Genomic DNA, 21,255 nt, shown 5'->3' with positions numbered 1-21,255 from the left:
TAATTATGATTTTTGTTCTTTATTGAAGTAAACAAGGTAGTAGTACATTTGCTTCTCTTCGTCCCATCCTTTTTCTACATATTTTTCTGCACTTTCAGGATTAATAAAGTCCATTTTTATCTGGATATTAGTATCTAAATTGATAACGTTTTTAATTGATTTACGTGCGTCAGATACTGCTGCATTAGCAATAGGGAAAGACGTTACATCTTCGATGCTGTATTTTTCGCCTTTATCAACTTTGTAATTTTTAAATTCCGGAATCAAATCAGGATTGTCTAATACTTCGTTTAAAAAGTTTGTTTCTTCAAACTGATCGTTTTTTGCAAAGTAATTTACAGAACGGTTCATGAACATTACCTCTTCTTTTTTATCTTCTGCAGGAAAAACTACGTCTTTTGCAAAGCCTTGACAAAATTTCAAGTATTTTTTAGTAATGAAATTTTCATCTTCAAAAGCATCTACAGATAAGAAATGTTCTAACCAATAACGCGCGTCATAACGGTTACTATCTACGGTTAAAATTTTATATCCTTCTTCTTTTTTATGGTTAAAAATGATGCAACCTTTATCTAATTTACTCAGGTTTACACCTTGTTGCAAAATCATTTCAAGGTGTGTTCCTTTTTCTTCAAACTGTAAAAAATCAGCTTGTAGTTCACTTTTAAAAATTCCAATTGCATCAACAGGATTATTGTCAATATTTACATTAGTTAAATACGTAACATATACTTCACCATTTTTTATGTGTGGGTGATTTGATTGCTCAAATAAATGTTTGGTAATTTTTTTAGAAGTCTCGTGTAAGTTTGACGGATTTTCAAAAATTTCAGTAGCAAATTTATACATATCGTTGTAGTCTAAATCTACTTCGTGCGCAAACTGAAAATAGTTTTCTTCTTTTTCTCTAAAAGGTTTTAAGAAAAATTCTTTCATTAGAGGAACAATCTCGTCATTTAGAGTAAACGGTTGCTCTGATAAAAAAATAGCTTCATTACGACTTTTGTTTCCTACTCTGTGAATAGAAAGCGTCTCGATGTGCGTGTTAAATAAGTTGATCATTTTTTTAAAGTTTCTGAGAGACTAAGTAGCTAAGTTTGTATTATGTTACTAGTTTTCCTTTAATTTTTTAAGGAACGCAATTAACATTCTTTCTACTTCTCGACTATCCTCATATAGGTTGTTAAAATCTTCGTTGTTTAAATAGTAAATGTTCTTTGCAATTTCTAGCTGTGTCTGTAATTCGAATAGTGAACCTACCGCAATATTGATAAATCTTATGAGTTCTTTGTTGCTGTCTCTACCTAGTCCTTCGGCAATATTACTGGGGATAGAAATTGTACTTCGTCTTATTTGTGACGTTAATCCAAAAAGTTCTTCTTTTGGGAAATTTTTTGTGCCAGTGTAAATTTTTGTAGTCAGTGACATTGATTTTTGCCAAACTAATAGTTTTCTAAAATTGCTCATTATTTATAGATTTGTAAGTTTTTAAGCAAACAAGTTATAAAAAATAAAATCACAATAAAGAAAAACTTAGTAACTTAGATTCTTAGCAACTTATGGACTAAAAAGAAACTAATTCCACTGATCCTCAGATCCATAATCTTCAAAGCTATCGTCTCCTTCAAACATGTCTAGATCATCTTCATCTAGGCCGTCTTCGTAGTCATTAGCATAATCATCGGCGTTATCAGCTTCAAAGTTTTTCTCCATCGCTTCGTCTGGCATTTCTCCGTGAGAGAATAATGTTTCAGGGTATAAATTACCTGCTTCCTCCTCTTCAATAGCGGCAAGTTCAACAAGAAATGTCCACATATTGATAAAGTCATACACATAGATAATTTTAGTATTTTCATCATCTAGCAAGTCTGATAGAACGTAATCACTCATGATTTTTTGCTCTCCCAACACATCACCTGTGTCAAACATCGAAATTTCATCTTCTTGATTCCAAGTTTCATCACAAGTGTAGAAAGAAGCGACATCCATACCATCAAAACCAAAGGAGTTGAAGATTGCGTTGTGTAAATCTTCTAAAGTATCTTCAGCAAGTATTGCAATATCTCTAAATATATCTTCTTCTGCATCTAGAATTACTCTGAATTTGTAAACCATAATCTTTGTTTTTATTGAAAGGTCAAAGGTAAAATTTAATTTTAGATATTCATTTTAAGAATCTTGATTTGTTAATAAGATTTACAAAAAAGGTTATTCTACAGCTTCAATTTTTTTTGAACAATTCTTTTTCTAAAGTTGTGGTATTTTTTATGAAATTGATTATTACTAGGATAGCTTCTTTTAGAAGTTGTATTATTGACAACTAATGCAACAATCAATAAAATTAATACGCCACTAAGAACAGGTGAAATTGCATACCAATACCCTAAGCTTTTAATGTGTGAGGATCCAGTTACCGCTATAAGCGCAGTAGCACCACCCGGTGGATGTAATGTTTTAGTTAGTTGCATTAAAATTATCGAAATAGATACTGATAATGCTGCTGCTAACCACATAATATCGGGTACTAATTTAACAACAGTAACTCCAACAATGGCAGAAATTACATGACCTCCAATCAAATTTCGTGGTTGTGCTAACGGACTTTGGATAATACCATAAATCAAAACAGAGGAAGCGCCAAAAGAACCAATTAGAAAGAGCACATCAGCATCTGGAAGTGTTTGAGATTGCAAATAAGCAAGTGTCCCAATCCCAATGAAAGAACCAACAAACGACCAAAATTTCTCTCTAAAGTCAACTAATGTTTCTTTATAAAGTATGTATTTGGCCTTACGATAACTTCTTTTAATTTTTTCTGTAGCCATATAATATTATTTTGCTACACTAGCAGCGTAAGAATAAACAGAATAAGGATAGATCATCTTTGCAGTATATTTTGAAATAAGGCAAACGAGTAAGATTGGGAAAAATAAAGTGTAATCATTGATTAAGCCACAAATTAAAAACAACGCAGTAAAAGGGGCGTGGATACTAGCGCTTAAAACGGCTGCCATCCCAATAACCATAAAGTTTATCGGAATTACATTTGCATTAAAGTAAGTATTTAAAATTAATGCTACAAACAATCCCAAAAATGCTCCAATAAATAGGCTTGGCGCAAAAACTCCGCCGTCACCACCAGAAAACAAAGTCGCCGATGTTACAATAGGTTTCAAAACAATGATTCCGATAAAAGTATAAAGTAAATGAACCGATATTTTTGCTTCATTTGGGTTTGTAAAAATCATTTTGAGGGCATGATATCCTTCTCCATATAATTGAGGAAAGAAAAATAAGGAAGTACTTAATATAACGGAGCCTATTAAAATTTTGTAATAATGACTCTTTATTAACTTTAGATTATTTTTAAAAAACAATACACAACGTGTCATGTAAACAGAGTTAATCCCTGCTATAATCCCTAACAAAATAAAATACGGAATTGCTCTAATATACCAAGTCGTAATGTGTACTGCAAATAGCGGTTCTTCATCAATTAAATAAACCAACCCAAAAGCTACTATGACGGCAATTAAATTACTAATTAGGTATGCACGGGTTACTTTTCTAGAAATCACTTCAAGCACAAAAAAAAGTCCAGCAATAGGACTATTAAACAATGCTGTTATGCCAGCAGCAATTCCAGCACAAATCAATTCAGTTTTGTATTCTCTAAAAACATTTTTTTTTTGCTGTGCAACAGAACCAATAGTTGCAGTAGCTACAACGGTAGAAACCTCAACTCCTGTAGATCCTCCAAAAACAACAGTCAATAATCCATTGATGAAATGGGAAGCAATTTTTGATTTAGGTATGTTTTTAGTTTTGGATCTTGTGCTTTCAAAAACTTCATTGATTCCTTTGTTTTCTTTTTTGTTAAACAAATATTGTCTCAAAAAATAAATAACAGACAATCCAAAAACAGGAAAAACGAATATAAAAACAGGATGTAAACTAGCTTGATTGAAAAAAATATCCTCGTAATGTTCCGTTAGCTTTTTCAATGTTATTCCTAAAAAGGCCGAAAGGAAACCAATTAATAAAGAAACAATTATTAATTTTTGCAGTTTTATTAACGGCATATTTTTTTTAATACGACTTGTTGTATTCATTTCAATAGTGATTGTAAATGGTGATTTTAAGATTTTGAGGAGTGCAAATTTAAAGAATTAAATTCCAGCAATGCATGTCACAAAGACATAAGATGCTTTTTTTAGGAAAGTTTTATGATAGAATAATATCTTCAAAATAGCGTGATATTATTGGTTTAATTTCCTGATAACTTTTGCAGGATTCCCCACCGCCAATGAATTTTCAGGAATATCCTTGGTAACCACAGATCCTGCGCCAATTACACAACCTTTTCCAATAGTAATTCCTGGGCAAATCACCGTGTTCCCACCAATCCAGCAATCGTCGCCAATGGTGATGGGCAAAGCGCTTTCGAGTGTACATCGTAATTCGGCCTCGAGTGGGTGAGTAGCCGTGTACAAATGTACGCCAGGAGCAAAAAACACATTCGAACCAATAATCACTGGTGCACAGTCCAGCACCACGCAATTCACGTTGAAATAGACATTGGCACCACAAGAAATGTTGTACCCATAATCACAGTGAAAAGGTGGCTCAATATATAAGTTCGCACCTGCATTTGGAATTAGTTCCTTGATGATTTCGCGTGCTTTTTTGGTGATCCTATATTCGGTAACATTTAATCGGTGCAACAAGTTTTTGGCTCTACGGCGGTCTTTAACTAGAGTTGTGTCACCCGCATTGTAATAGTCACCCGCAATCATTTTATCTTTTTCTGTCATCATTTTTTATTAGCTTTTTATATAGTAATTATTTGGGCATGCCCTCCGCAAAAGCTTCGGTCGGGCTATTCGCTATATCTTTTTTGGGGCAGAAAAAGCCCCAAAAAAGGATGCCGCTACTATCCCTCATGTAAAACACCTTGGTAAATAATTGTATTTAGCTGTAAATATAAACCAAAATTATAGTTGTTACAATTACGTATTTAATTCAAGAAAGTAGCTAATTAACAATAGTATCAGCGCAAATTTGCAAAATCTGCGCGCTGAAAACTTTTGTTTTATTTCGCAACCAATTACATTAACAACTCATCCTCAAAAATCAACAGTTCGGATTCTTTAAATTTTTCTGCTTCTACCTTGCTAGTACTTTTGGAGTATCAAAATCAAACCAAATGAAATCAATCGCAACAACTATCATTTTATTTTTTAGTAGTTTTCTTTTTGCTCAAGCTACCCTTTCAGGAAAAGTAGTTGACAAAAAAGGAAATCCAATTGCGGGTGCCAATATTTACATCGATGGCGCATATGATGGTGCTACCTCTAACGCAAAAGGACAATTTTCGTTCAACACAACAGTAACTGGGAAACAAGTTTTAATCGCTAGTTTTCTTGTATACGAAACAGTTGAAATGGAAATTGATGTTGCAAGTTTTCAGGATAAAGTTGTCGTTTTAAAAGAAAACGCCAATACTCTTGATGCTGTAGTGATTTCTGCAGGAGTAATGGAATCTGGAGATAAAGCTAGGGTTGCAATGCTAAAACCTTTAGATATTGTCACTACTGCTGGTTCAGCGGGGAACATTATTGCGGCCTTGCAGACTTTGCCTGGCACACAAAGCGTAGGCGAGGACGGTAGGCTATTTGTACGAGGTGGTGAGGCCAACGAAACCCAAACATTTGTTGACGGAATTAGAGTGGCGCAACCCTATAACGCGACCATTGGCAACGTACCCACACGAGGACGTTTTTCTCCCTTTTTATTTAGCGGAATCGCATTTTCTACCGGTGGCTATTCAGCCGAATATGGTGAAGCGTTGTCGAGTGTTTTACTTTTAAACACCGAGGATAATCCCGATCAGAACAAAACCGAGATTTCCTTGATGACCGTTGGGTTAGGAGTAGGACACACTCAAAAATGGAGCAAAAGTTCGTTAAGTGTTAACACCTCTTATGTGAATTTAGCGCCCTACCAAGCTGTAATTCCGCAAAATGTAGAGTGGAACAGTCCTTTTCAATCCTTATCGGGAGAAACCGTCTACCGATATAATTTCAATAACGGAATTCTGAAAGTCTATGGCGCATTCGATGCTTCAAAAATGGACATCAATCAGGAAAATATAAATGGTCCAGATAAAATTAGAATCGACTTGAATAACAATAACTTTTATTTCAATAGCTCTTATAATGGCCATTTTGGAACGGGATGGAAAATAGTGAGTGGGTTAAGTTATGGCTACAGTAAAAACCAAATAGGACTAAACTTGGACAAAGTGGCTAACGATGAAAATGCAGCTCATTTTAAAACGAAACTAAAAAAACGATTTTCAAATGCCTTTACGCTTTCGTTTGGAGCAGATTATTTTATTACCAAATTCGGTGAAAATTTCACTCCCAATTTAGGTTCAACAAAAACAAACGGCTACGATTCAAATATTGTTGCAGCCTACACCGAAGCCGATATTTTGTTTTCGAAAAAAATAGCAGCCAAAGTCGGTTTTCGAGTATCAAATAATAATTTACTTGATGAAACATCACTTTCTCCACGAATTTCAATGGCGTACAAAGTGGCAAAAAATAGCCAGTTTTCATTAGCCTACGGAGATTTTACACAAAGTCCAAGTGTGGATTATATTAAATATTCAAAATACCATCAATTTGAAAGTGAGAAAGCGTCACATTATATTATTAATTTTCAATACAGCAAGGACAAACAAACATTACGTGCCGAAGCCTATTACAAAAGCTACAACAATTTGGTCAAATACGATACGCCAACAATTGCATACAATTCGGTATTTAATAATTTAGGGTCAGGTTATGCCAAGGGATTGGATCTGTTTTGGAGAGATGGGAAAAGTGTGAAAAATCTAGAATACTGGCTTTCCTATTCCTATATTGATAGTCAAAGAGATTACAAAAATTTTCCTTCTAAGGTAACGCCTACTTTTGTGGCCAACCACAGTTTGTCATTGGTTACCAAATATTTTATCACCGACTGGCGTTCACAAGTGGGTTTTACAAATTCGTTTAGTTCAGGTCGTCCCTACAATAATCCAAATGAAACACAGTTCATGAACGGGAAAACAAAAGCGTACAATAGTCTCAGCTTTAATTGGGCCTACTTAATTAGCCCGCAAAAAATTCTGTATTTCTCTGCTTCAAATGTTCTAGGAACGCAAAATGTTTTCGGATATGAATATGCGAATAGTCCTGATCTCACAGGTACGTATACGAGACGCGCCATCACACCCACAGCCGATCGCTTCTTTTTTGTCGGTTTCTTTTGGACCATTAGCAATGATAAAAAGGACAATCAGTTGAAAAATCTTTAAGGGAAAATAGAGAACAGAAATTAGAGAAGTGAGGAAAGATGGCCTAAAGTAGAATTGAGGGAGCGAAATATGGTTGCGAGTAAAACGGCAGGTCATCACAATTACCACAAATCAAAATCGTATAAACTCACAAACTAAGAATCTCAGCTACTTTAAACAACAACAACTCATCCTCAAAAATCAACAGTTCAGTTTCTTTAAATTTTATTCGAAAATAAACAGCCTTATTTTTGAATAAGAAATCAATACACAATCAATTATCATAAAAAATAGAAATCATGAAAAAAATTATCATCACCATCGCACTAAGTATCGTTACATTTATCTCAGCGCAAAGCCAACAAGTTCCAACTGGAGGACAATACGAACAAGGAATGGGCAAAGCTTTCGGACTTTGGAAAGAAGGTAAAAGCAACGAAGCCTCGGCTGTTTTCGAAAGAATCGCCGCTGCTGAACCCACCAAGTGGTTGCCCAATTATTACGTAGCTTTGGTAAATACAACTGCAGCTTTTGGCACCAAAGACAAGGAGAGTATTAATGCACTGCTTTTAAAAGCACAAAATGCACTGGATCTTGAAATGGCAAAAGACCAGAACAATGCCGAACTTTATGTGATGCAAGCCATGATTAATACCGCTTGGATTGTGTATGACCCAATGACAAACGGACAAAAATTATCTGGACCAACAATGGGATTGTATGCAAAAGCAGAAGCATTAGCTCCAAATAATCCAAGAGTAGTGTTTTCAAAAGCTGAGTTCGAAATTGGAAGTGCTTCTTTCTGGGGAAAAGATACCAAACCAATGTGCGCACAAATTGACAAAGCCATTGCACTTTTTGCTACTTTTAAACCAGAAACAGTTTTCGCTCCAAGTTGGGGATTAGACAGAGCAGTAGAAGCTCAAAAAAAATGTAAATAATTTTAGAAAATGAATCCAAGTAGACTATTTAAAGAACTCCCAAGAGCACTTCTTATTTCGTTTTTAATATTTATTGTCTTGTTAACTATTCCGGTTTTGAATGGCGGAACGATAACGTTCGATAACAGATTGAAGGTAAATTTTTTGTACACCATGTTGTACGGGATGGTATTGTATTATGCCAATGCAATTCTTTTTATGACACTTAAATTATTTTTTATAAATGAAGGTTATACGCTCAAAAGATTGGTTATAAGTTTGGGTAGTTCCTTGTTTTTGTCTTTGTTCGTGATTTTTTTACTTCGAATTTTTGAAGATGTTATTATAGAAAATAAGAGTTTAGCATCATTTTTTGAATCAGAAACGCTTTCAAATTACATTGTTGCTGCTGTAACTTCCTTTATTGTCTTTCTTGGGATTTACTCGCTGTATTTCTACAAAGCATACAATGAAAACAAGGTCAAAGAACAGAAGATTATTGCGGGAACGGCTTCGGCTAAATTCGAAAGTTTAAAAAATCAAATCGATCCTCATTTCCTTTTTAATAGTTTGAATGTGTTGAGTTCGTTGATTGAAGAAAATCCCGAAAATGCACAGCGTTTTACAACTTCATTGTCTAAGATTTACCGATATGTTTTGGAGCAAAAAGACAAAGATTTAGTCTCGGTAGAGGAGGAGTTGGCTTTCGCCAAAACGTACATGAACTTACTAAAGATGCGATTTGAAAACAGTTTGTTTTACGAATTGCCTGATAATAATAATAATCCAGAAGCCAAAGTGGTGCCGCTATCCTTACAGTTGTTACTGGAAAATACAGTAAAGCACAATGTGGTTAGTGAAAAGCGTCCTTTGCACATCAGGATTTACCTGAAAGAAGGGTATTTGATTATCGAAAATGATTTTCAAAAGAAAGAAGTATTACATAATAGACAAGGTGTAGGCTTGCAAAATATCATCAATCGATACGGCTTAGTTACCAATAGAAAAGTACTTATTGAGCAAACGGATAGAGTTTTTGCAGTCAAAATACCAGTATTAACAAAACAAATTTCAACCATGGAATCAACAGCAGATTATAGCGAAAAAAATGCTTATTACAGAGCAAAGAAAAGAGTCGAGGAACTGAAAGGTTTTTATGGTAATCTTATATCTTATTGTTGCGTAGTTCCTATAATTATTTTTATTAATTTGAGATTCTCTCCACAATTTCATTGGTTCTGGTTTTCTGTTGGAGGTTGGGGTTTTGGAGTCATCATGCATGCTTTTAAAGTGTTTGGGATCAACCCAAACTGGGAAGAAAAGAAAATTCAAGAGATTTTAAGTAAGTCAGATAATACTAAAAAATGGAAATAATGATAGAGACAAATCAGAACAGCGATATACAAAATCATAGCTTTGAGCTAGCAAGAAAAAAAGTCCAAAAATTAAAGACTTTCTACATACATTTTATAATTTATTTGATTGGATTAAGCTTTTTTATTTTGAAAGAATATTTTAAAATTGGATTTACTATTTTTCCATTCAATCAGCTGAACTCCTTTGTCATGGCTATTTGGACAGGTGCTTTTTTAATAACCTTGGTTGATACTGTGGTGAGTTTTGTATTGTTTGGGAAAAAATGGGAAGATCAAAAATTAGCGCATTTTATGAAGGCAAGAAATAAAACTCAAAAATGGAAATAGTGATGGAAAATAAATATGTTAACGAAGATCGCTATTACAAAGCTAAAAAGCGAGTGGATGAGATAAAAGGATTTTATGGCAATTTGATCAGTTATGTTGCTGTTAATTCATTTCTCATAGTTCTTAATTTAACGACATCACCTGAGTATCTATGGTTTCTTTGGCCTTTACTATGTTGGGGTGTAGGAGTTTTTATTCATGGAATGGTGACATTCCGTTTTATGCCGTTTCTAGGTAAAGATTGGCAGGACAATAAAATCAAAGAATTCATGGAGAAAGAAAAGCAAAACGATCAAAAAAGAAATTGGCAATAACATAAATAATAATAAGATGAGACGATATAGACGCAGTAAATATGATAATTATATAGTTGATGAGAATAATCCAGATGCGCGTTACAATATGGCATATAAAAGAATGAAAAGAATTAAAGGGTTTTATATTCATTTGTTGATTTATGTTGTAATAAATGGTTATAATCTTACTTCAATTTTTAATCATAGCAGTATTAATGAAGGCGTCTTCTTAAGATGGGAAACATGGAGCACGCTGGTCTTTTGGGGGATTGGACTAGCGGCACACGGTTTGTCTGTTTTTGGAGGAAATTTGTTTTTTGGTGCAAACTGGGAAGAAAAGAAAATTCAAGAGTTTATAGATAAAGATGCGGCTACAAAATGGGAGTGATTTTTGTAAGAAAAGCAATTTTAAGTTAACTACTAATTAATAAAATTTTCAAATTGAAAACTATAATAATTGAAGACGAAAAACCAGCTGCTAGATTGTTGCAACGCAAACTCGAAAAGCTACAAATAAAGGTCGATGTGATGTTACATTCTGTGGAAGAAGCGATCGAGTGGTTTACTAAAAATGAACACCCAGATTTAATCTTTTTAGACATTCAATTATCAGACGGATTGTCCTTTGAGATTTTTGAAAAAGTTGACATAAAAAGTGCTGTTATTTTTACCACAGCTTATGACGAATTCGCACTGCGAGCATTCAAATTAAACAGTATCGACTATCTATTAAAACCAATTGATGAAGACGATCTGGAGCAAGCCGTTTTAAAATTTAAAGAACGCTTGCCACAAAAAGAAAAGTTGCAATTGGATTTTGACGAAATAAAAAGAATGCTTGGCAATCCATTTGAGAAAGAATTCAAAAAAAGATTTACGGTTAAAATAGGGCAGCACTTAAAAGTGATTTCGGTAGAGGAGGTCGAATGTTTTTATAGTGAAAATAAAGTAACTTATCTTCATACTTTTGACAATAGAAATTATCTAGTGGATTCTACTTTAGAAATTTTAGAGCAAGAATTAGATCCAAAACATTTTTATAGAATCAGTCGGAAGTTTATAATTCCGATGATAGCAATTAAGGAAATTATAGTGTTTAGTAATTCAAGATTAAAAGTTGTTTTACCTTCTTATGTTAACGATGATGTAATTGTAAGTAGAGAAAAAGTAACGCATTTTAAAGACTGGTTAAGCTGATGTAAATGTTTAGTTTTAGTACTAAAAAAAAGCGGTTTCAAAAAGGCTGGTTTTCTGTTTTCTTCTAAACAAAAAACGAGTATCTTTTTGAAACCGTTTTTACTTTTACAATCATCTTATTTATTCAAATAAGGATTGAATTTCTTTTTTTGTCTTACCTAGTTTTTGTTGCAGTTTCCCCCACATTTCATCTTCTTTTCCTTCTTCAAATAGTAAGTCATCATCTGTTAGATCAGCATATTTTTGTTTTAGCTTCCCTTTCATCTCATTCCAGTTTCCTTTAATTTCTTCTGAATTTGGCATAACGTTTTAGTTTATATGATTAATAATGTTGTTATGGCAAAGTTGCGAATAAACACCGCAAAATGTGTTATGATATTTTCATAAATTGTTGTAAAATTGTATTTTAAAGGATTATCTAGGATATTAAGTAAAGGTTAAATCAATACAAGAGATTGATTTGTTTAATGTATTGGTAATAAGTATTTAATACATGTTGAATAGATTTTATCTATATTGACTTTTTTACTCTAAAAAGCGTTTTTCTAATGCTTATTAGAATAATAATAAAAACAGAGTATCCAATAAAAAATGGAACAATGAAGTTTACTTTATTCATTGCTAACATAAGCGAAATGAGTAATAATTGAAACCCTAAGCCGTAGAGTGAAACAAAAGTCATAAACCAATTTGGGAATGTTTTTACCTTATATGCATCACTGTCTAAAAGGTGAATAATTTTATCAAACCCTCCATAAACAACGGTGTATATTTGGAATAAAATATCAACAGATTTTTGACTTTCGTTACCTAAAGCTTTCGGAGATTTATATTCAAAGACCTTACTTGTTGTGTCTCCTCCTACTGATTTATTTCGTAAAATAACGTAGTAATAATTATATAACGTTCCTTGTAATTGGATACAAAAAAAGGCTGCTAAAGTCATTAGAAAAGAGGTTTCTGAAATGTAACAAATAGCACTTAAAAAAAGGAAGTTTAAGATGATATCAAACACGCTGTCGAGATATCTTCCGGTGTAAGAAGGCGTGTTTTTAATTCGAGCAAGTTCACCATCTGCGGCATCAATACCCGACTTTAAAATAATGAAAAAGCCTGCTAAGTAATACTGGTTTTCTAATATGCAGTAGACCGCAATAAGACCAGAAAGGCCAAAAAGAAGCGTGACATGTATGGGAGTGAAGCGTGTGTTTTTTAAAAGATTTGCAAGCATTTTTCCAAATGATCTTCCGTAATCTGATAAGTCGAAGAAGCTATCCTGAGATGCAAGTTTAGACATTTTTGTTTATAATGAACAAAGAAATGTGACAATATAGTCGGTGGTAATTGTAATGATAAATTGTTATTTTGACAACCTATGTAATGTATAAGTCATTGCTGATAAAAGGAAAAACGCATTGATTTGATGTGTTAGTCCTAGCCATAATGGTACGCCATACAATAAGGTAAATACGCCTAGCGCAAACTGTATAAAGACAAGAATTACAAGTAAGTTTATACCCGTAGATTGTCCTGTGTTTAAACTAAATTTGCGGCTTTTGTAATAGAGAAAAACCATTAAGGTAACTACAAAATAAGCTAATGTACGGTGAATAAATTGCACCCCGCTTTTGCCTTCAGTGAAACTCAAAAACAGGTTTTTTTGCTCTATGAAAATACTATCGTGCATGAATTGTCCATCTCCCATTAATGGCCAATGATTGTGTATTAGTCCTGCATTTAAACCTGCAACAAAACCACCATAGATGATTTGGATTAATAAAAAAACCAACGCATAACGAGCGATATTTTGTAAGGTTTTAATTTTGTTATTTCGCTCTGGATAGATCAAATCTAAGGCCACCCAAAAGGTGTATGCAAAAGTTATGAACGCAAAAGTAAGGTGTAATGCAAGTCTAAAATGGCTTACATCTGGATTATCAATCAAGCCACTTCTTACCATGAACCAGCCTAAAAATCCTTGAAAAGCCCCCATCCCTAAAAGAACAATACATTTGTTAATTGTGGGTCTGTCGAGTTTCTTTTTTATTAAAAAATAAATAAAAGGAATAAGAAATACCATTCCAATAATACGTCCTATAAAGCGGTGAAACCACTCCCAGAAGTAGATGAATTTATAATCAGAGAGTTGAAAATCATTGTGAATATTGATTTTTTGATACTCAGGAAACTTTTTATATTGATCAAAAGCTTGTTGCCACTTCGCATCAGTCAGCGGTGGAAAAGTATCGGTAACCAAGTGCCAATCGGTCATTGATAAGCCAGAATTTGTCAATCTAGTGATTCCACCTACGGTAACCATTAAAAATAATAACACACAACCGGATAATAACCAGATTACTACAGATCTATTCTCTTTTTTCATTTTAAAATCAATTTTCTGAAATATAATTTATTTGATTTTTAATAAATCATTTACAAAGTTATCTCATTAGTGCTCAAGTACTGATTTAACAAGCGTTAATTTTTAAACCTAATTTGGCTGCTCTTTTTAACAAAAGTTGGTAAGCGGCTTCATATTCATTTGGAATTTCACCTTCAAGTATGGCTTCTTTAATAGCTTCCTTCAAGATTCCAATTTCGCGCGATGGTTGTAAATTAAAGAGTTCCATAATTTGTTCACCAGTAATTGGTGGTTGAAAATTACGTACTTGATCACGCTCTTCCACTTCAACGATTTTCTTTCGAACAATAACAAAGTTGTTATGGTATTTTTTGAATTTATTCGGATTTTTAGTGGTGATATCTGCTTCACAAAGTGTCATTAAATCTTCTACGTCTTCTCCTGCGTCAAAAACCAATCTGCGCACAGCTGAGTCTGTTACAGTATCTTGTGATAGAACAATTGGTCGTGAACTCATCATAACCATTTTTTGAACGAATTTCATTTTTTGATTTAAAGGCATGTGTAAACGCTCAAATATTTTTTTGACCATTTTACCACCAAGAAATTCGTGTCCGTGAAAAGTCCAACCTTGTTTTTTATTGAATCTTTTGGTAGGTGCTTTTCCTATATCGTGCAATAAAGCTGACCAGCGCAACCATACATCATTAGTATTTGGACAAATGTTGTCTACTACTTCTAAGGTGTGATAAAAGTTGTTTTTATGTGTTTGTCCTTCAATCTCTTCTACATTATTCAATGCTGTCAATTCGGGTAAAAGTATATCTAGCAGTCCTGTTTTATATAATAGTAGGAACCCAATCGAAGGTTTTTCGGTTGAAAGTATTTTGTTTAATTCATCTACGATGCGCTCTCCAGAAATAATTTTAATACGTTCAGCATTTTTTGTAATGGATGCCAATGAAGAAGCTTCAATTTCAAAATTCAATTGATTAGCAAAACGTATTGCTCGCATCATACGCAATGGGTCGTCAGAGTAGGTTACATCTGGTTGTAAAGGCGTTCTTAAAATCTTTTTTTCGATGTCTTTCAATCCTTCAAAAGGATCTAGTAAATCACCGTAATTTTTTGAATTTAATGATATCGCTAAAGCGTTTATAGTAAAATCACGACGGTCTTGATCATCTTGTAAAGTGCCATTTTCAACTACAGGATTTCTGCTTTCAAAATGGTATGACTCTTTGCGAGCACCTACAAATTCGATTTCAGTGTCTTCAAAACGAAGCATAGCGGTTCCGTAATTTTTGAATACTTGAACTTTAGGCTTGTTAGGGAGTAGTTTAGATACTTGAAGAGCAAGTTTAATTCCGCTACCTACGGCTACAATATCAATGTCTTTTTTAAAGTCTCTTTTTAGGATTAAGTCTCTTACAAAACCACCAATGACATAACTGTCAACGTTAAGTTCTTGTGAGGCTTTAGAGATAACTTCAAATATTTTATTTTGTAATGCTTCTTTGTAATTCATGTTCTTTTACCGCAAGCTCAAAAATCACTTTTGGAACTAATACTGCGTTTATATTATAAAATAATTAAATTTATAAAATTGTTATATCTTCAAACTTTAAATAGCAGTCTGAGAATACTACCTTTTACATTAGTATAACTATTAACAGAAATGAATTTAAGGTAAAAAGTTATTTTCTAATCACTTTTACCTGGCTGTCATTCGTTAATTTTATAATGGTTGATGGTTTTCCAGCAATTTTATCGCGTTGCAAATTTACAACATAGTCCACACCTTTAATAATCTCAGGGTTAATTTCTTTAAAACTTTTTGGAGTTGCTTGCCCTGATATGTTTGCTGACGTAGAAACTAATGGTTTTTTCATACGCTCTAACAATTTGAAACAAAAAGGTTCTTTTATGATTCGTACACCCAGAGTTTTATCAGTTGCAATTAAATTTGTGGCAACATTTCTAGGATTGTCTAAAACTAAAGTAGTTGGATTTTCAGAAAAATCTAAAATTTGCCAAGCCACCTCAGGGATATCCTTGAATACATTATACATCATTTTTTCACCGTTCATAAGTACAATCATACTTTGTGTTTCGGCTCTTTTTTTTAACTTATATATTTTAGCTACAGCCTCAGGATTTGTTGCGTCACAACCTATTCCCCAAACGGTGTCAGTAGGGTAGAGTATGATTCCGCCATTTTTTATAATTTCGTAAGCTTTAAGAACTTCGTCGTTAAGATTTTCCATCAATACTATTTTTATATTGTTCTAATGTTATTTTAGCCATAATTATAGTGTTATATTGACTAATCGATTTTGTCATAATATGTCAGGTAATTATTGTTTCAAGATTACTAGAGTCTATTATATGCTAATATTTGACGAAATTACAATATTAATTTGAAGTCTAAAATTGTATGTGTATTTTTGTTGGCTTACAGATGATTTTGGTTAATGGTAGAAATTAATAAATTAAAGTGTTAATTCATTTTCTTTATAGAAAAAAGTCAAAATCAATAGTGTAAAAAAAAAGCTTTAAAAGTTCTAAAATAATAAAAATGACCATAAAATTGATGTTTTCTAAAACAGTTCAAAATTCTAAAGAAATCCTTCACTTTATTAAAGAGTTCAAGTCTGAGGGTGTAGTTTTGGGTAATGGTGACAGAAATATGATTAAACTTTTTAATCTTAACGGTCAGACTATTAATATTAAGTCTTTTAAAATACCAAATATTGTTAATAAAATTGCCTACAAATATTTTAGAAAATCTAAAGCCAAACGTTCTTTTGAATATGCTACTATTTTGTTAGAAAAAGGTGTGGGTACCCCACAACCAATAGCTTATTTTGAGAATTTTAACAAATTAGGCTTGTTAGATAGCTATTATGTAAGCGAACACTTAGAATACGATTTGATGTTTAGAGATCTTATAGAAACTAATAATTATCCAGATTTAGAAAATATTTTAAGGCAATTTACAAGATTTACTTTTAATTTACATGAGAAGGGTATTGAGTTTTTAGATCATTCTCCAGGAAATACATTGATAAAAAAAGAAGTAAATGATCAGTATAGCTTTTATCTTGTTGATTTAAATAGAATGAATTTTCATGTTGTAATGGACTTTGATTTGAGGATGAAAAATTTTAGTAGGTTGGCTCTAAGACAGGAAATGATCATTGTAATGAGTAATGAATATGCAAAAGTTTCAGGTAAATCAGAAGAATTAGTCTTGGATAAAATGCTAAGCTATACGAATCAATTTCAACATGATTATGCGAAAAAAAGGAAATTGAAGAAAAAGTTAAAATTTTGGAAGAAGTAGTTTTTGTAATCTATTGTTAGTGAAGACAGCACATTATATAAAGGTAATTAAATTCTAAATAATCAAAGTAATTGGGTTTAAAATGTCAGTTATTCTAGTACTGAAAAGTACAATCAATAAATAATAATATTGTTAATTGTCTACCTATTATATAATTCTTTTAAATAAAGATATTTTAATCCTGCGCCTTGTGCTACAAGTAAAGACCAAATATAACCTTGATAACCATTCATGAAATTACGATTTAAAAAATACTCTCTAAAAAATGTAAACGGGAAATTTAAATAGATTTTTACCCAATTGACTTTTTTACCGTTCTTAAAATATTCGGCAGCTTTAAGTTGTGCATAACTATCCATTTTATAAATAGCGTCTTTAATTTTTTCAATGGTATAATGTAATATTTCTCCTTTTAATTTTGAAGTATTTCCAGTTACGACTATGGTTTCGTGTACGATGTTTTCAGTAACTCCGCCTTTATTTTTATTAAATAATCTTAATATCCAAGAGTTACTTTCTTTACCGTATTGAAATTGTCTGTTTAGAAAAATATGTTTTCTCTTTATTAAAAAGCCTGAGTTTTTTTCAAAATCTATAAGATCAAGATTTGAAATGCTAGTAATTAATTCATCGGTTAGTACTTCATCAGAATCTACTGAAAGAATCCAATCATTACTGCATTTAGACATTAAAATATTTTTTTGAATTCCAAATCCTTCAAATTTATTTTGAAAAATTTTCGTAGTATATTTTTCACATACGGCAATTGTATTGTCGGTACTAAAAGAATCTAAAATTATTATTTCGTCGCACCAATATAGTTTTTTTAGTACTTCTTCGATATGCCTTTCATTATTATAAGTAAGAATTGCTGCCGATATTTTTTGAGTGCTCATTTCCTTTTTTTATTGAACAAATATATTCTTTTTATTTAATATGTTTGTACTCTGTAATTATAACAAATATGAGTTTTTCTAAAATTAATTTTTTTATTGTTGACCATACGCCTATTGGAGGAGTTCAGAGAGTAAGTTGTTCTTTAATCGATCTTTTTTTACAAAATGGTATTGATGTTGACTATTTAATTTCTCAACGCAATAATTATGAAAAACCAAATTTCCCTTATTCTGATAAAGTTAAGTATATAAATTTAAATTGTTCAACAAAAGATTTAGAGAAAAGATTGTATGAGCAATTTGTGAAATTAAAAATTAAAAATTTAATTTTTTCGGGTGATAATATGTCAGTTTCTATAGCTTTACTTAAGGCCGCAAAATCAGCTGGTGTGAAGGCTATTCCTCAATATCATGGTTCGCCACATGCTTATTTAGATAAATATATTTCGTTTAACGATATATTAAATAAACCAATTTTATTTTTTAAATATGCAATAGCTAAAATTTTTCGCCCTTTTAAAATTTTGAAATTAAAAAAATATTTGCTGTTAGCAGAGCACGGTTTGGCATGCGTTAGCAAAGGATCTGCTGAGGAAATAAAAAAAATTTACAAGAATTCACCTAGAATTACTAAAAATGTTTTTACTATCTATAATCCTTCGCATATTGATATAGATAGTATTTCTTGCGATGTTGCTGCAAAAAAAAAAAAAATTGTTTATCTATCCAGATTAGAAGACAAACATAAAAATTCGTTCTTGATAGTGAAATCTTGGAATGAAATAGCTTATAAATATCCTGATTGGGAGTTACACATTCTTGGTGATGGATCGATAAGTGATAAAATGAAGGACTATGTAATTAAAAAAAAAATAAATAATGTTGTCTTTCACGGAATGGTTACTGATATTGCAACTCATCTCTCTTCTAGTAAAATATCAATTTTGTCATCTAATTGCGAAGGTTTACCAACGTCAATTGTTGAGTCTATTTGCTATAGAAATGCGATTATTTCAACTATGAGCAATGGAGGAATCATTGATTTAGTTGAAAATGAAATTTCAGGTTTATTAGTTCCAAGGAATGATCATAAAGCCTTTGGAAGGAGTATGGAGCGTTTAATGACAAATGATGCACTAAGAAATCAGTATATAGAGGAGTCTTATAAGGTATTGCAAAAATTCACTAATGAAAAAATCGTGCTTCAATGGAAAGAGAGATTCAATTTATAAGTGCTTATTTAAACCGTTTTCACACTTTTTAAGTTTTTCCTTAATCACTTTCTCTAGAATTAAATCATTTGTTTGAAGCATTTTCTTACTGTTTTCTGGATGAAAAATATGTAATACATTAGCGTTAAATTTGATATTTTTTCTTGCTATTTTCGCATTTAATAGGCGTACAACAAGTTCAGTGTCTTCTCGGCCCCAGCCAATAAAATCTTCATTAAAACCATTTACTTTTATCAGGTCGCTTTTAAAACAGGCCATGTTGCAAGAACGTACTTGTTTGTAGCTATTTGTTTTATAGCTAATTAATCTAGATAATAATGAGTTGTTTATTTTGTTTTTTGAATTGGCTAAAATATTTTTTGATTTTACTTGAAAATTAACAGGCTTTTTCAGGAGTATTTCAGCAGAGTAGGCTTCGTTTAAAAGAACTCTTGTGCCAATAGTGAATTGATTTATTTGACTATTTTTAATATGGTCTTTTATGAAGTTAGGGTGTAAAATTAAATCACCATCTATCATAATTATGTAATCTCCAGATGATTTGGCAATTGCTTTATTTCTAGAGGCAGCTGCTCTAAAACCTATATCTTCTTGCCAAGAATGAATAATTGGTGTTTTAATTTTCTTTTGCCATTCTTTTATTAGTACTTCTGTTTCTTTTGTTGAACCATCATCAGCAATAACGATTTCATCAGGCATTAAGTTTAGATTTTTAATACTTTCCAGAGTACAATTCAGTGCTTCAGGCCAATTATAAGTCGTTATTAATAGGGTTGTTGTCATTTTAAATCTAATTCAGATAATTAAAGATTGAGGTTTAACGTTTTTGAATATATTTCATTCATTGATAGAGCAATAACATCATCATTAAATTTTTGAACGAATGTAAAGCCTTTTTCAATCATTTCAGTTCTTAAGCTTTGATTTTCGAGCAATAACTCTATTTTTTCTTTCAATTCATTACTGTCGTTAGGATCAATATATAAACTATTAGGTCCTCCGGCTTCTGGAAATACGCCAAATTTGGTAGTTATAACTGGGGTTTTAGAGTATAATGCTTCTATAATAGGTATTCCAAAACCTTCAAAAATAGATGGATATATAAAGAGAGTGGCCAGCTGATAAGTTATTGCTAATTCTTTATTTGTTAAACCTTTTAAGAATAATACTTTATTACCTAGATTATTATCTTCAATGTAATCTCTTATTTTTTTTGAGTAACTTGTTTCTTTACCAATGAGTACAAGTGTGGTGTCAATATCTTTTATTGACTTTACTATTGTCAAAGCATTTTTACGTTCTTCAATCGTACCTACGTTTAGTATGAAGTTAGCTGGAAGGGTGTAACGTTTTAATACTTCATCTTTTTCTAGTTCACTGTAGTTTTCTTTAAAAACAGAATGGCATCCTTGGTAAATTACAGTTACTTTACAAGGGTCAACGTTTAAGTAGGTAATAATATCTTCTTTTGTTTGTTGACTGATTGCAATAATTTTGTCAGCTGCTTCAGCTGCTTTTTTAAATTTAAGGTAGTGAATTTTGCGATCAAAAAAAGAATACAAATTAGGATATCGCATAAATATTAAGTCATGTATTGTCACAATACTCTTAATATTATTCTTTTTTAATCCAACAGGAAGTTCTCCAGATAAACCGTGAAATAAAACAATATTGTCTTTTTTTAAATCATTCACAATTCCTTTTTGACGCCAATAATTTTTGAACTTTTTCGTAAACTTAGTACTTGGTAGTTTTTCAAAAACGTTGTTGTTATTTGCTTCAAAAAGGAGTTGATCTGATTTTTTTGGATTATATAAAAAATAACTATTATTTGAATAATGATTACTAAGAATACGTATTATGTCGCGACTATAATTACCAAGTCCTGTCTTATTATGGAAAATTCGTTTCGCTTCGTATCCTATATTCATTTAATTATATTTGTTTTATTATTAGTT

At 31.9% G+C, this 21,255-nt stretch carries 23 protein-coding genes; 9 read left to right on the top strand and 14 right to left on the bottom strand.

The window, feature by feature from the left end:
* Positions 1-3 precede the first annotated feature (3 nt).
* The 6 genes from HNP99_RS09605 to HNP99_RS09580 form a co-directional block, all read right to left on the bottom strand.
* Positions 4-1,062 (bottom strand): nucleoid-associated protein, encoded by a 1,059-nt coding sequence (locus HNP99_RS09605; protein WP_173853160.1) that lies wholly within the window; start codon positions 1,060-1,062, stop codon positions 4-6.
* A gap of 48 nt (positions 1,063-1,110) precedes the next feature.
* Positions 1,111-1,467, bottom strand: a complete 357-nt coding sequence (locus tag HNP99_RS09600; RefSeq protein ID WP_173853159.1) for a four helix bundle protein — start codon at positions 1,465-1,467, stop codon at positions 1,111-1,113.
* Positions 1,468-1,575: 108 nt separating this feature from the next.
* On the bottom strand, positions 1,576-2,115 hold the full coding sequence (locus HNP99_RS09595; protein WP_173853158.1) for an IS1096 element passenger TnpR family protein: 540 nt from the start codon (positions 2,113-2,115) through the stop codon (positions 1,576-1,578).
* A 98-nt stretch (positions 2,116-2,213) separates the two neighbouring features.
* Positions 2,214-2,825, bottom strand: a complete 612-nt coding sequence (locus HNP99_RS09590; protein ID WP_173853157.1) for an HPP family protein — start codon at positions 2,823-2,825, stop codon at positions 2,214-2,216.
* A 6-nt stretch (positions 2,826-2,831) separates the two neighbouring features.
* A complete protein-coding gene (locus HNP99_RS09585; RefSeq protein ID WP_173853156.1) occupies positions 2,832-4,112 on the bottom strand; it encodes a chloride channel protein in 1,281 nt (426 codons plus the stop codon).
* 147 nt (positions 4,113-4,259) lie between these two features.
* Positions 4,260-4,817 carry a sugar O-acetyltransferase gene (locus HNP99_RS09580; RefSeq protein ID WP_173853155.1) on the bottom strand — a complete coding sequence of 186 codons (558 nt, stop codon included), beginning with the start codon at positions 4,815-4,817 and terminating at the stop codon, positions 4,260-4,262.
* Positions 4,818-5,206: 389 nt separating this feature from the next.
* Here HNP99_RS09580 and HNP99_RS09575 point away from each other — a divergent pair, with 389 nt between their 5' ends.
* The 7 genes from HNP99_RS09575 (at position 5,207) to HNP99_RS09545 (ending at position 11,461) form a co-directional block, all read left to right on the top strand.
* Positions 5,207-7,366, top strand: coding sequence for a TonB-dependent receptor (locus HNP99_RS09575; RefSeq protein WP_173853154.1), 2,160 nt, complete (start codon positions 5,207-5,209; stop codon positions 7,364-7,366).
* Positions 7,367-7,644: 278 nt separating this feature from the next.
* Positions 7,645-8,286: a hypothetical protein gene (locus HNP99_RS09570; RefSeq protein WP_173853153.1), complete on the top strand. Its 642-nt coding sequence runs from the start codon at positions 7,645-7,647 to the stop codon at positions 8,284-8,286.
* 9 nt (positions 8,287-8,295) lie between these two features.
* On the top strand, positions 8,296-9,639 hold the full coding sequence (locus HNP99_RS09565; RefSeq protein WP_173853152.1) for a histidine kinase: 1,344 nt from the start codon (positions 8,296-8,298) through the stop codon (positions 9,637-9,639).
* A complete protein-coding gene (locus tag HNP99_RS09560; protein ID WP_173853151.1) occupies positions 9,639-9,968 on the top strand; it encodes a 2TM domain-containing protein in 330 nt (109 codons plus the stop codon). The genes HNP99_RS09565 and HNP99_RS09560 overlap by 1 nt, the downstream gene beginning before the upstream one ends.
* Complete coding sequence (locus HNP99_RS09555) at positions 9,959-10,282, top strand: 2TM domain-containing protein (protein ID WP_173853150.1); 324 nt, start codon at positions 9,959-9,961, stop codon at positions 10,280-10,282. The genes HNP99_RS09560 and HNP99_RS09555 overlap by 10 nt, the downstream gene beginning before the upstream one ends.
* Positions 10,283-10,298: 16 nt before the next feature.
* On the top strand, positions 10,299-10,652 hold the full coding sequence (locus HNP99_RS09550; RefSeq protein WP_173853149.1) for a 2TM domain-containing protein: 354 nt from the start codon (positions 10,299-10,301) through the stop codon (positions 10,650-10,652).
* 53 nt (positions 10,653-10,705) lie between these two features.
* Entirely contained in the window at positions 10,706-11,461 is a 756-nt protein-coding gene (locus HNP99_RS09545) for a LytR/AlgR family response regulator transcription factor (RefSeq protein WP_173853148.1), read from the top strand.
* A gap of 120 nt (positions 11,462-11,581) precedes the next feature.
* Here HNP99_RS09545 and HNP99_RS09540 read toward each other — a convergent pair whose 3' ends face one another.
* From HNP99_RS09540 to HNP99_RS09520, 5 genes are all read right to left on the bottom strand, one after another.
* A complete protein-coding gene (locus tag HNP99_RS09540; protein ID WP_173853147.1) occupies positions 11,582-11,764 on the bottom strand; it encodes a CsbD family protein in 183 nt (60 codons plus the stop codon).
* Positions 11,765-11,972: 208 nt separating this feature from the next.
* On the bottom strand, positions 11,973-12,758 hold the full coding sequence (locus HNP99_RS09535) for a CDP-alcohol phosphatidyltransferase family protein (protein ID WP_173853146.1): 786 nt from the start codon (positions 12,756-12,758) through the stop codon (positions 11,973-11,975).
* A gap of 63 nt (positions 12,759-12,821) precedes the next feature.
* Positions 12,822-13,844 carry a COX15/CtaA family protein gene (locus HNP99_RS09530; RefSeq protein WP_173853145.1) on the bottom strand — a complete coding sequence of 341 codons (1,023 nt, stop codon included), beginning with the start codon at positions 13,842-13,844 and terminating at the stop codon, positions 12,822-12,824.
* An 85-nt stretch (positions 13,845-13,929) separates the two neighbouring features.
* On the bottom strand, positions 13,930-15,351 hold the full coding sequence (locus HNP99_RS09525; RefSeq protein ID WP_173853144.1) for a CCA tRNA nucleotidyltransferase: 1,422 nt from the start codon (positions 15,349-15,351) through the stop codon (positions 13,930-13,932).
* A 169-nt stretch (positions 15,352-15,520) separates the two neighbouring features.
* The gene (locus HNP99_RS09520; RefSeq protein WP_173853143.1) at positions 15,521-16,090 is read right to left on the bottom strand and encodes an L-threonylcarbamoyladenylate synthase; all 570 of its coding nucleotides are present in this window, start codon (positions 16,088-16,090) and stop codon (positions 15,521-15,523) included.
* Between the two features lie 311 nt (positions 16,091-16,401).
* On the opposite strand from HNP99_RS09520, the gene HNP99_RS09515 reads away from it, so the two are divergent.
* Positions 16,402-17,169, top strand: a complete 768-nt coding sequence (locus HNP99_RS09515) for a lipopolysaccharide kinase InaA family protein (RefSeq protein ID WP_254596844.1) — start codon at positions 16,402-16,404, stop codon at positions 17,167-17,169.
* 140 nt (positions 17,170-17,309) lie between these two features.
* Here the strand turns inward: HNP99_RS09515 and HNP99_RS09510 are convergent, their stop codons facing one another.
* Positions 17,310-18,065 (bottom strand): glycosyltransferase family 2 protein, encoded by a 756-nt coding sequence (locus HNP99_RS09510; protein ID WP_173853142.1) that lies wholly within the window; start codon positions 18,063-18,065, stop codon positions 17,310-17,312.
* 68 nt (positions 18,066-18,133) lie between these two features.
* On the opposite strand from HNP99_RS09510, the gene HNP99_RS09505 reads away from it, so the two are divergent.
* Positions 18,134-19,297: a glycosyltransferase gene (locus HNP99_RS09505; protein WP_173853141.1), complete on the top strand. Its 1,164-nt coding sequence runs from the start codon at positions 18,134-18,136 to the stop codon at positions 19,295-19,297.
* On the opposite strand, the gene HNP99_RS09500 is transcribed toward HNP99_RS09505, so the two are convergent.
* Positions 19,292-20,080 carry a glycosyltransferase family 2 protein gene (locus HNP99_RS09500; protein ID WP_173853140.1) on the bottom strand — a complete coding sequence of 263 codons (789 nt, stop codon included), beginning with the start codon at positions 20,078-20,080 and terminating at the stop codon, positions 19,292-19,294. The two genes, HNP99_RS09505 and HNP99_RS09500, sit on opposite strands and share 6 nt — an antisense overlap.
* Before the next feature lie 20 nt (positions 20,081-20,100).
* Positions 20,101-21,228 (bottom strand): glycosyltransferase family 4 protein, encoded by a 1,128-nt coding sequence (locus HNP99_RS09495; protein ID WP_173853139.1) that lies wholly within the window; start codon positions 21,226-21,228, stop codon positions 20,101-20,103.
* Between the last annotated feature and the right edge of the window lie 27 nt (positions 21,229-21,255).

This window comes from Flavobacterium gelidicaeli (assembly GCF_013294005.1).
Taxonomy (GTDB): Bacteria; Bacteroidota; Bacteroidia; order Flavobacteriales; family Flavobacteriaceae; genus Flavobacterium.
This window is presented reverse-complemented; position numbering and strand designations above follow the sequence as displayed.

Coding starts and splice junctions, on each gene's coding strand:
- HNP99_RS09595 (WP_173853158.1), bottom strand. CDS start 2,115: ATGGTTTACAAATTCAGAGTAATTCTAGATGCAGAAGAAGATATATTT.
- HNP99_RS09580 (WP_173853155.1), bottom strand. CDS start 4,817: ATGATGACAGAAAAAGATAAAATGATTGCGGGTGACTATTACAATGCG.
- HNP99_RS09515 (WP_254596844.1), top strand. CDS start 16,402: ATGACCATAAAATTGATGTTTTCTAAAACAGTTCAAAATTCTAAAGAA.
- HNP99_RS09590 (WP_173853157.1), bottom strand. CDS start 2,825: ATGGCTACAGAAAAAATTAAAAGAAGTTATCGTAAGGCCAAATACATA.
- HNP99_RS09560 (WP_173853151.1), top strand. CDS start 9,639: ATGATAGAGACAAATCAGAACAGCGATATACAAAATCATAGCTTTGAG.
- HNP99_RS09565 (WP_173853152.1), top strand. CDS start 8,296: ATGAATCCAAGTAGACTATTTAAAGAACTCCCAAGAGCACTTCTTATT.
- HNP99_RS09495 (WP_173853139.1), bottom strand. CDS start 21,228: ATGAATATAGGATACGAAGCGAAACGAATTTTCCATAATAAGACAGGA.
- HNP99_RS09505 (WP_173853141.1), top strand. CDS start 18,134: ATGAGTTTTTCTAAAATTAATTTTTTTATTGTTGACCATACGCCTATT.
- HNP99_RS09570 (WP_173853153.1), top strand. CDS start 7,645: ATGAAAAAAATTATCATCACCATCGCACTAAGTATCGTTACATTTATC.
- HNP99_RS09600 (WP_173853159.1), bottom strand. CDS start 1,467: ATGAGCAATTTTAGAAAACTATTAGTTTGGCAAAAATCAATGTCACTG.
- HNP99_RS09510 (WP_173853142.1), bottom strand. CDS start 18,065: ATGAGCACTCAAAAAATATCGGCAGCAATTCTTACTTATAATAATGAA.
- HNP99_RS09535 (WP_173853146.1), bottom strand. CDS start 12,758: ATGTCTAAACTTGCATCTCAGGATAGCTTCTTCGACTTATCAGATTAC.
- HNP99_RS09555 (WP_173853150.1), top strand. CDS start 9,959: ATGGAAATAGTGATGGAAAATAAATATGTTAACGAAGATCGCTATTAC.
- HNP99_RS09585 (WP_173853156.1), bottom strand. CDS start 4,112: ATGAATACAACAAGTCGTATTAAAAAAAATATGCCGTTAATAAAACTG.
- HNP99_RS09605 (WP_173853160.1), bottom strand. CDS start 1,062: ATGATCAACTTATTTAACACGCACATCGAGACGCTTTCTATTCACAGA.
- HNP99_RS09540 (WP_173853147.1), bottom strand. CDS start 11,764: ATGCCAAATTCAGAAGAAATTAAAGGAAACTGGAATGAGATGAAAGGG.
- HNP99_RS09520 (WP_173853143.1), bottom strand. CDS start 16,090: ATGGAAAATCTTAACGACGAAGTTCTTAAAGCTTACGAAATTATAAAA.
- HNP99_RS09500 (WP_173853140.1), bottom strand. CDS start 20,080: ATGACAACAACCCTATTAATAACGACTTATAATTGGCCTGAAGCACTG.
- HNP99_RS09550 (WP_173853149.1), top strand. CDS start 10,299: ATGAGACGATATAGACGCAGTAAATATGATAATTATATAGTTGATGAG.
- HNP99_RS09530 (WP_173853145.1), bottom strand. CDS start 13,844: ATGAAAAAAGAGAATAGATCTGTAGTAATCTGGTTATTATCCGGTTGT.
- HNP99_RS09525 (WP_173853144.1), bottom strand. CDS start 15,351: ATGAATTACAAAGAAGCATTACAAAATAAAATATTTGAAGTTATCTCT.
- HNP99_RS09575 (WP_173853154.1), top strand. CDS start 5,207: ATGAAATCAATCGCAACAACTATCATTTTATTTTTTAGTAGTTTTCTT.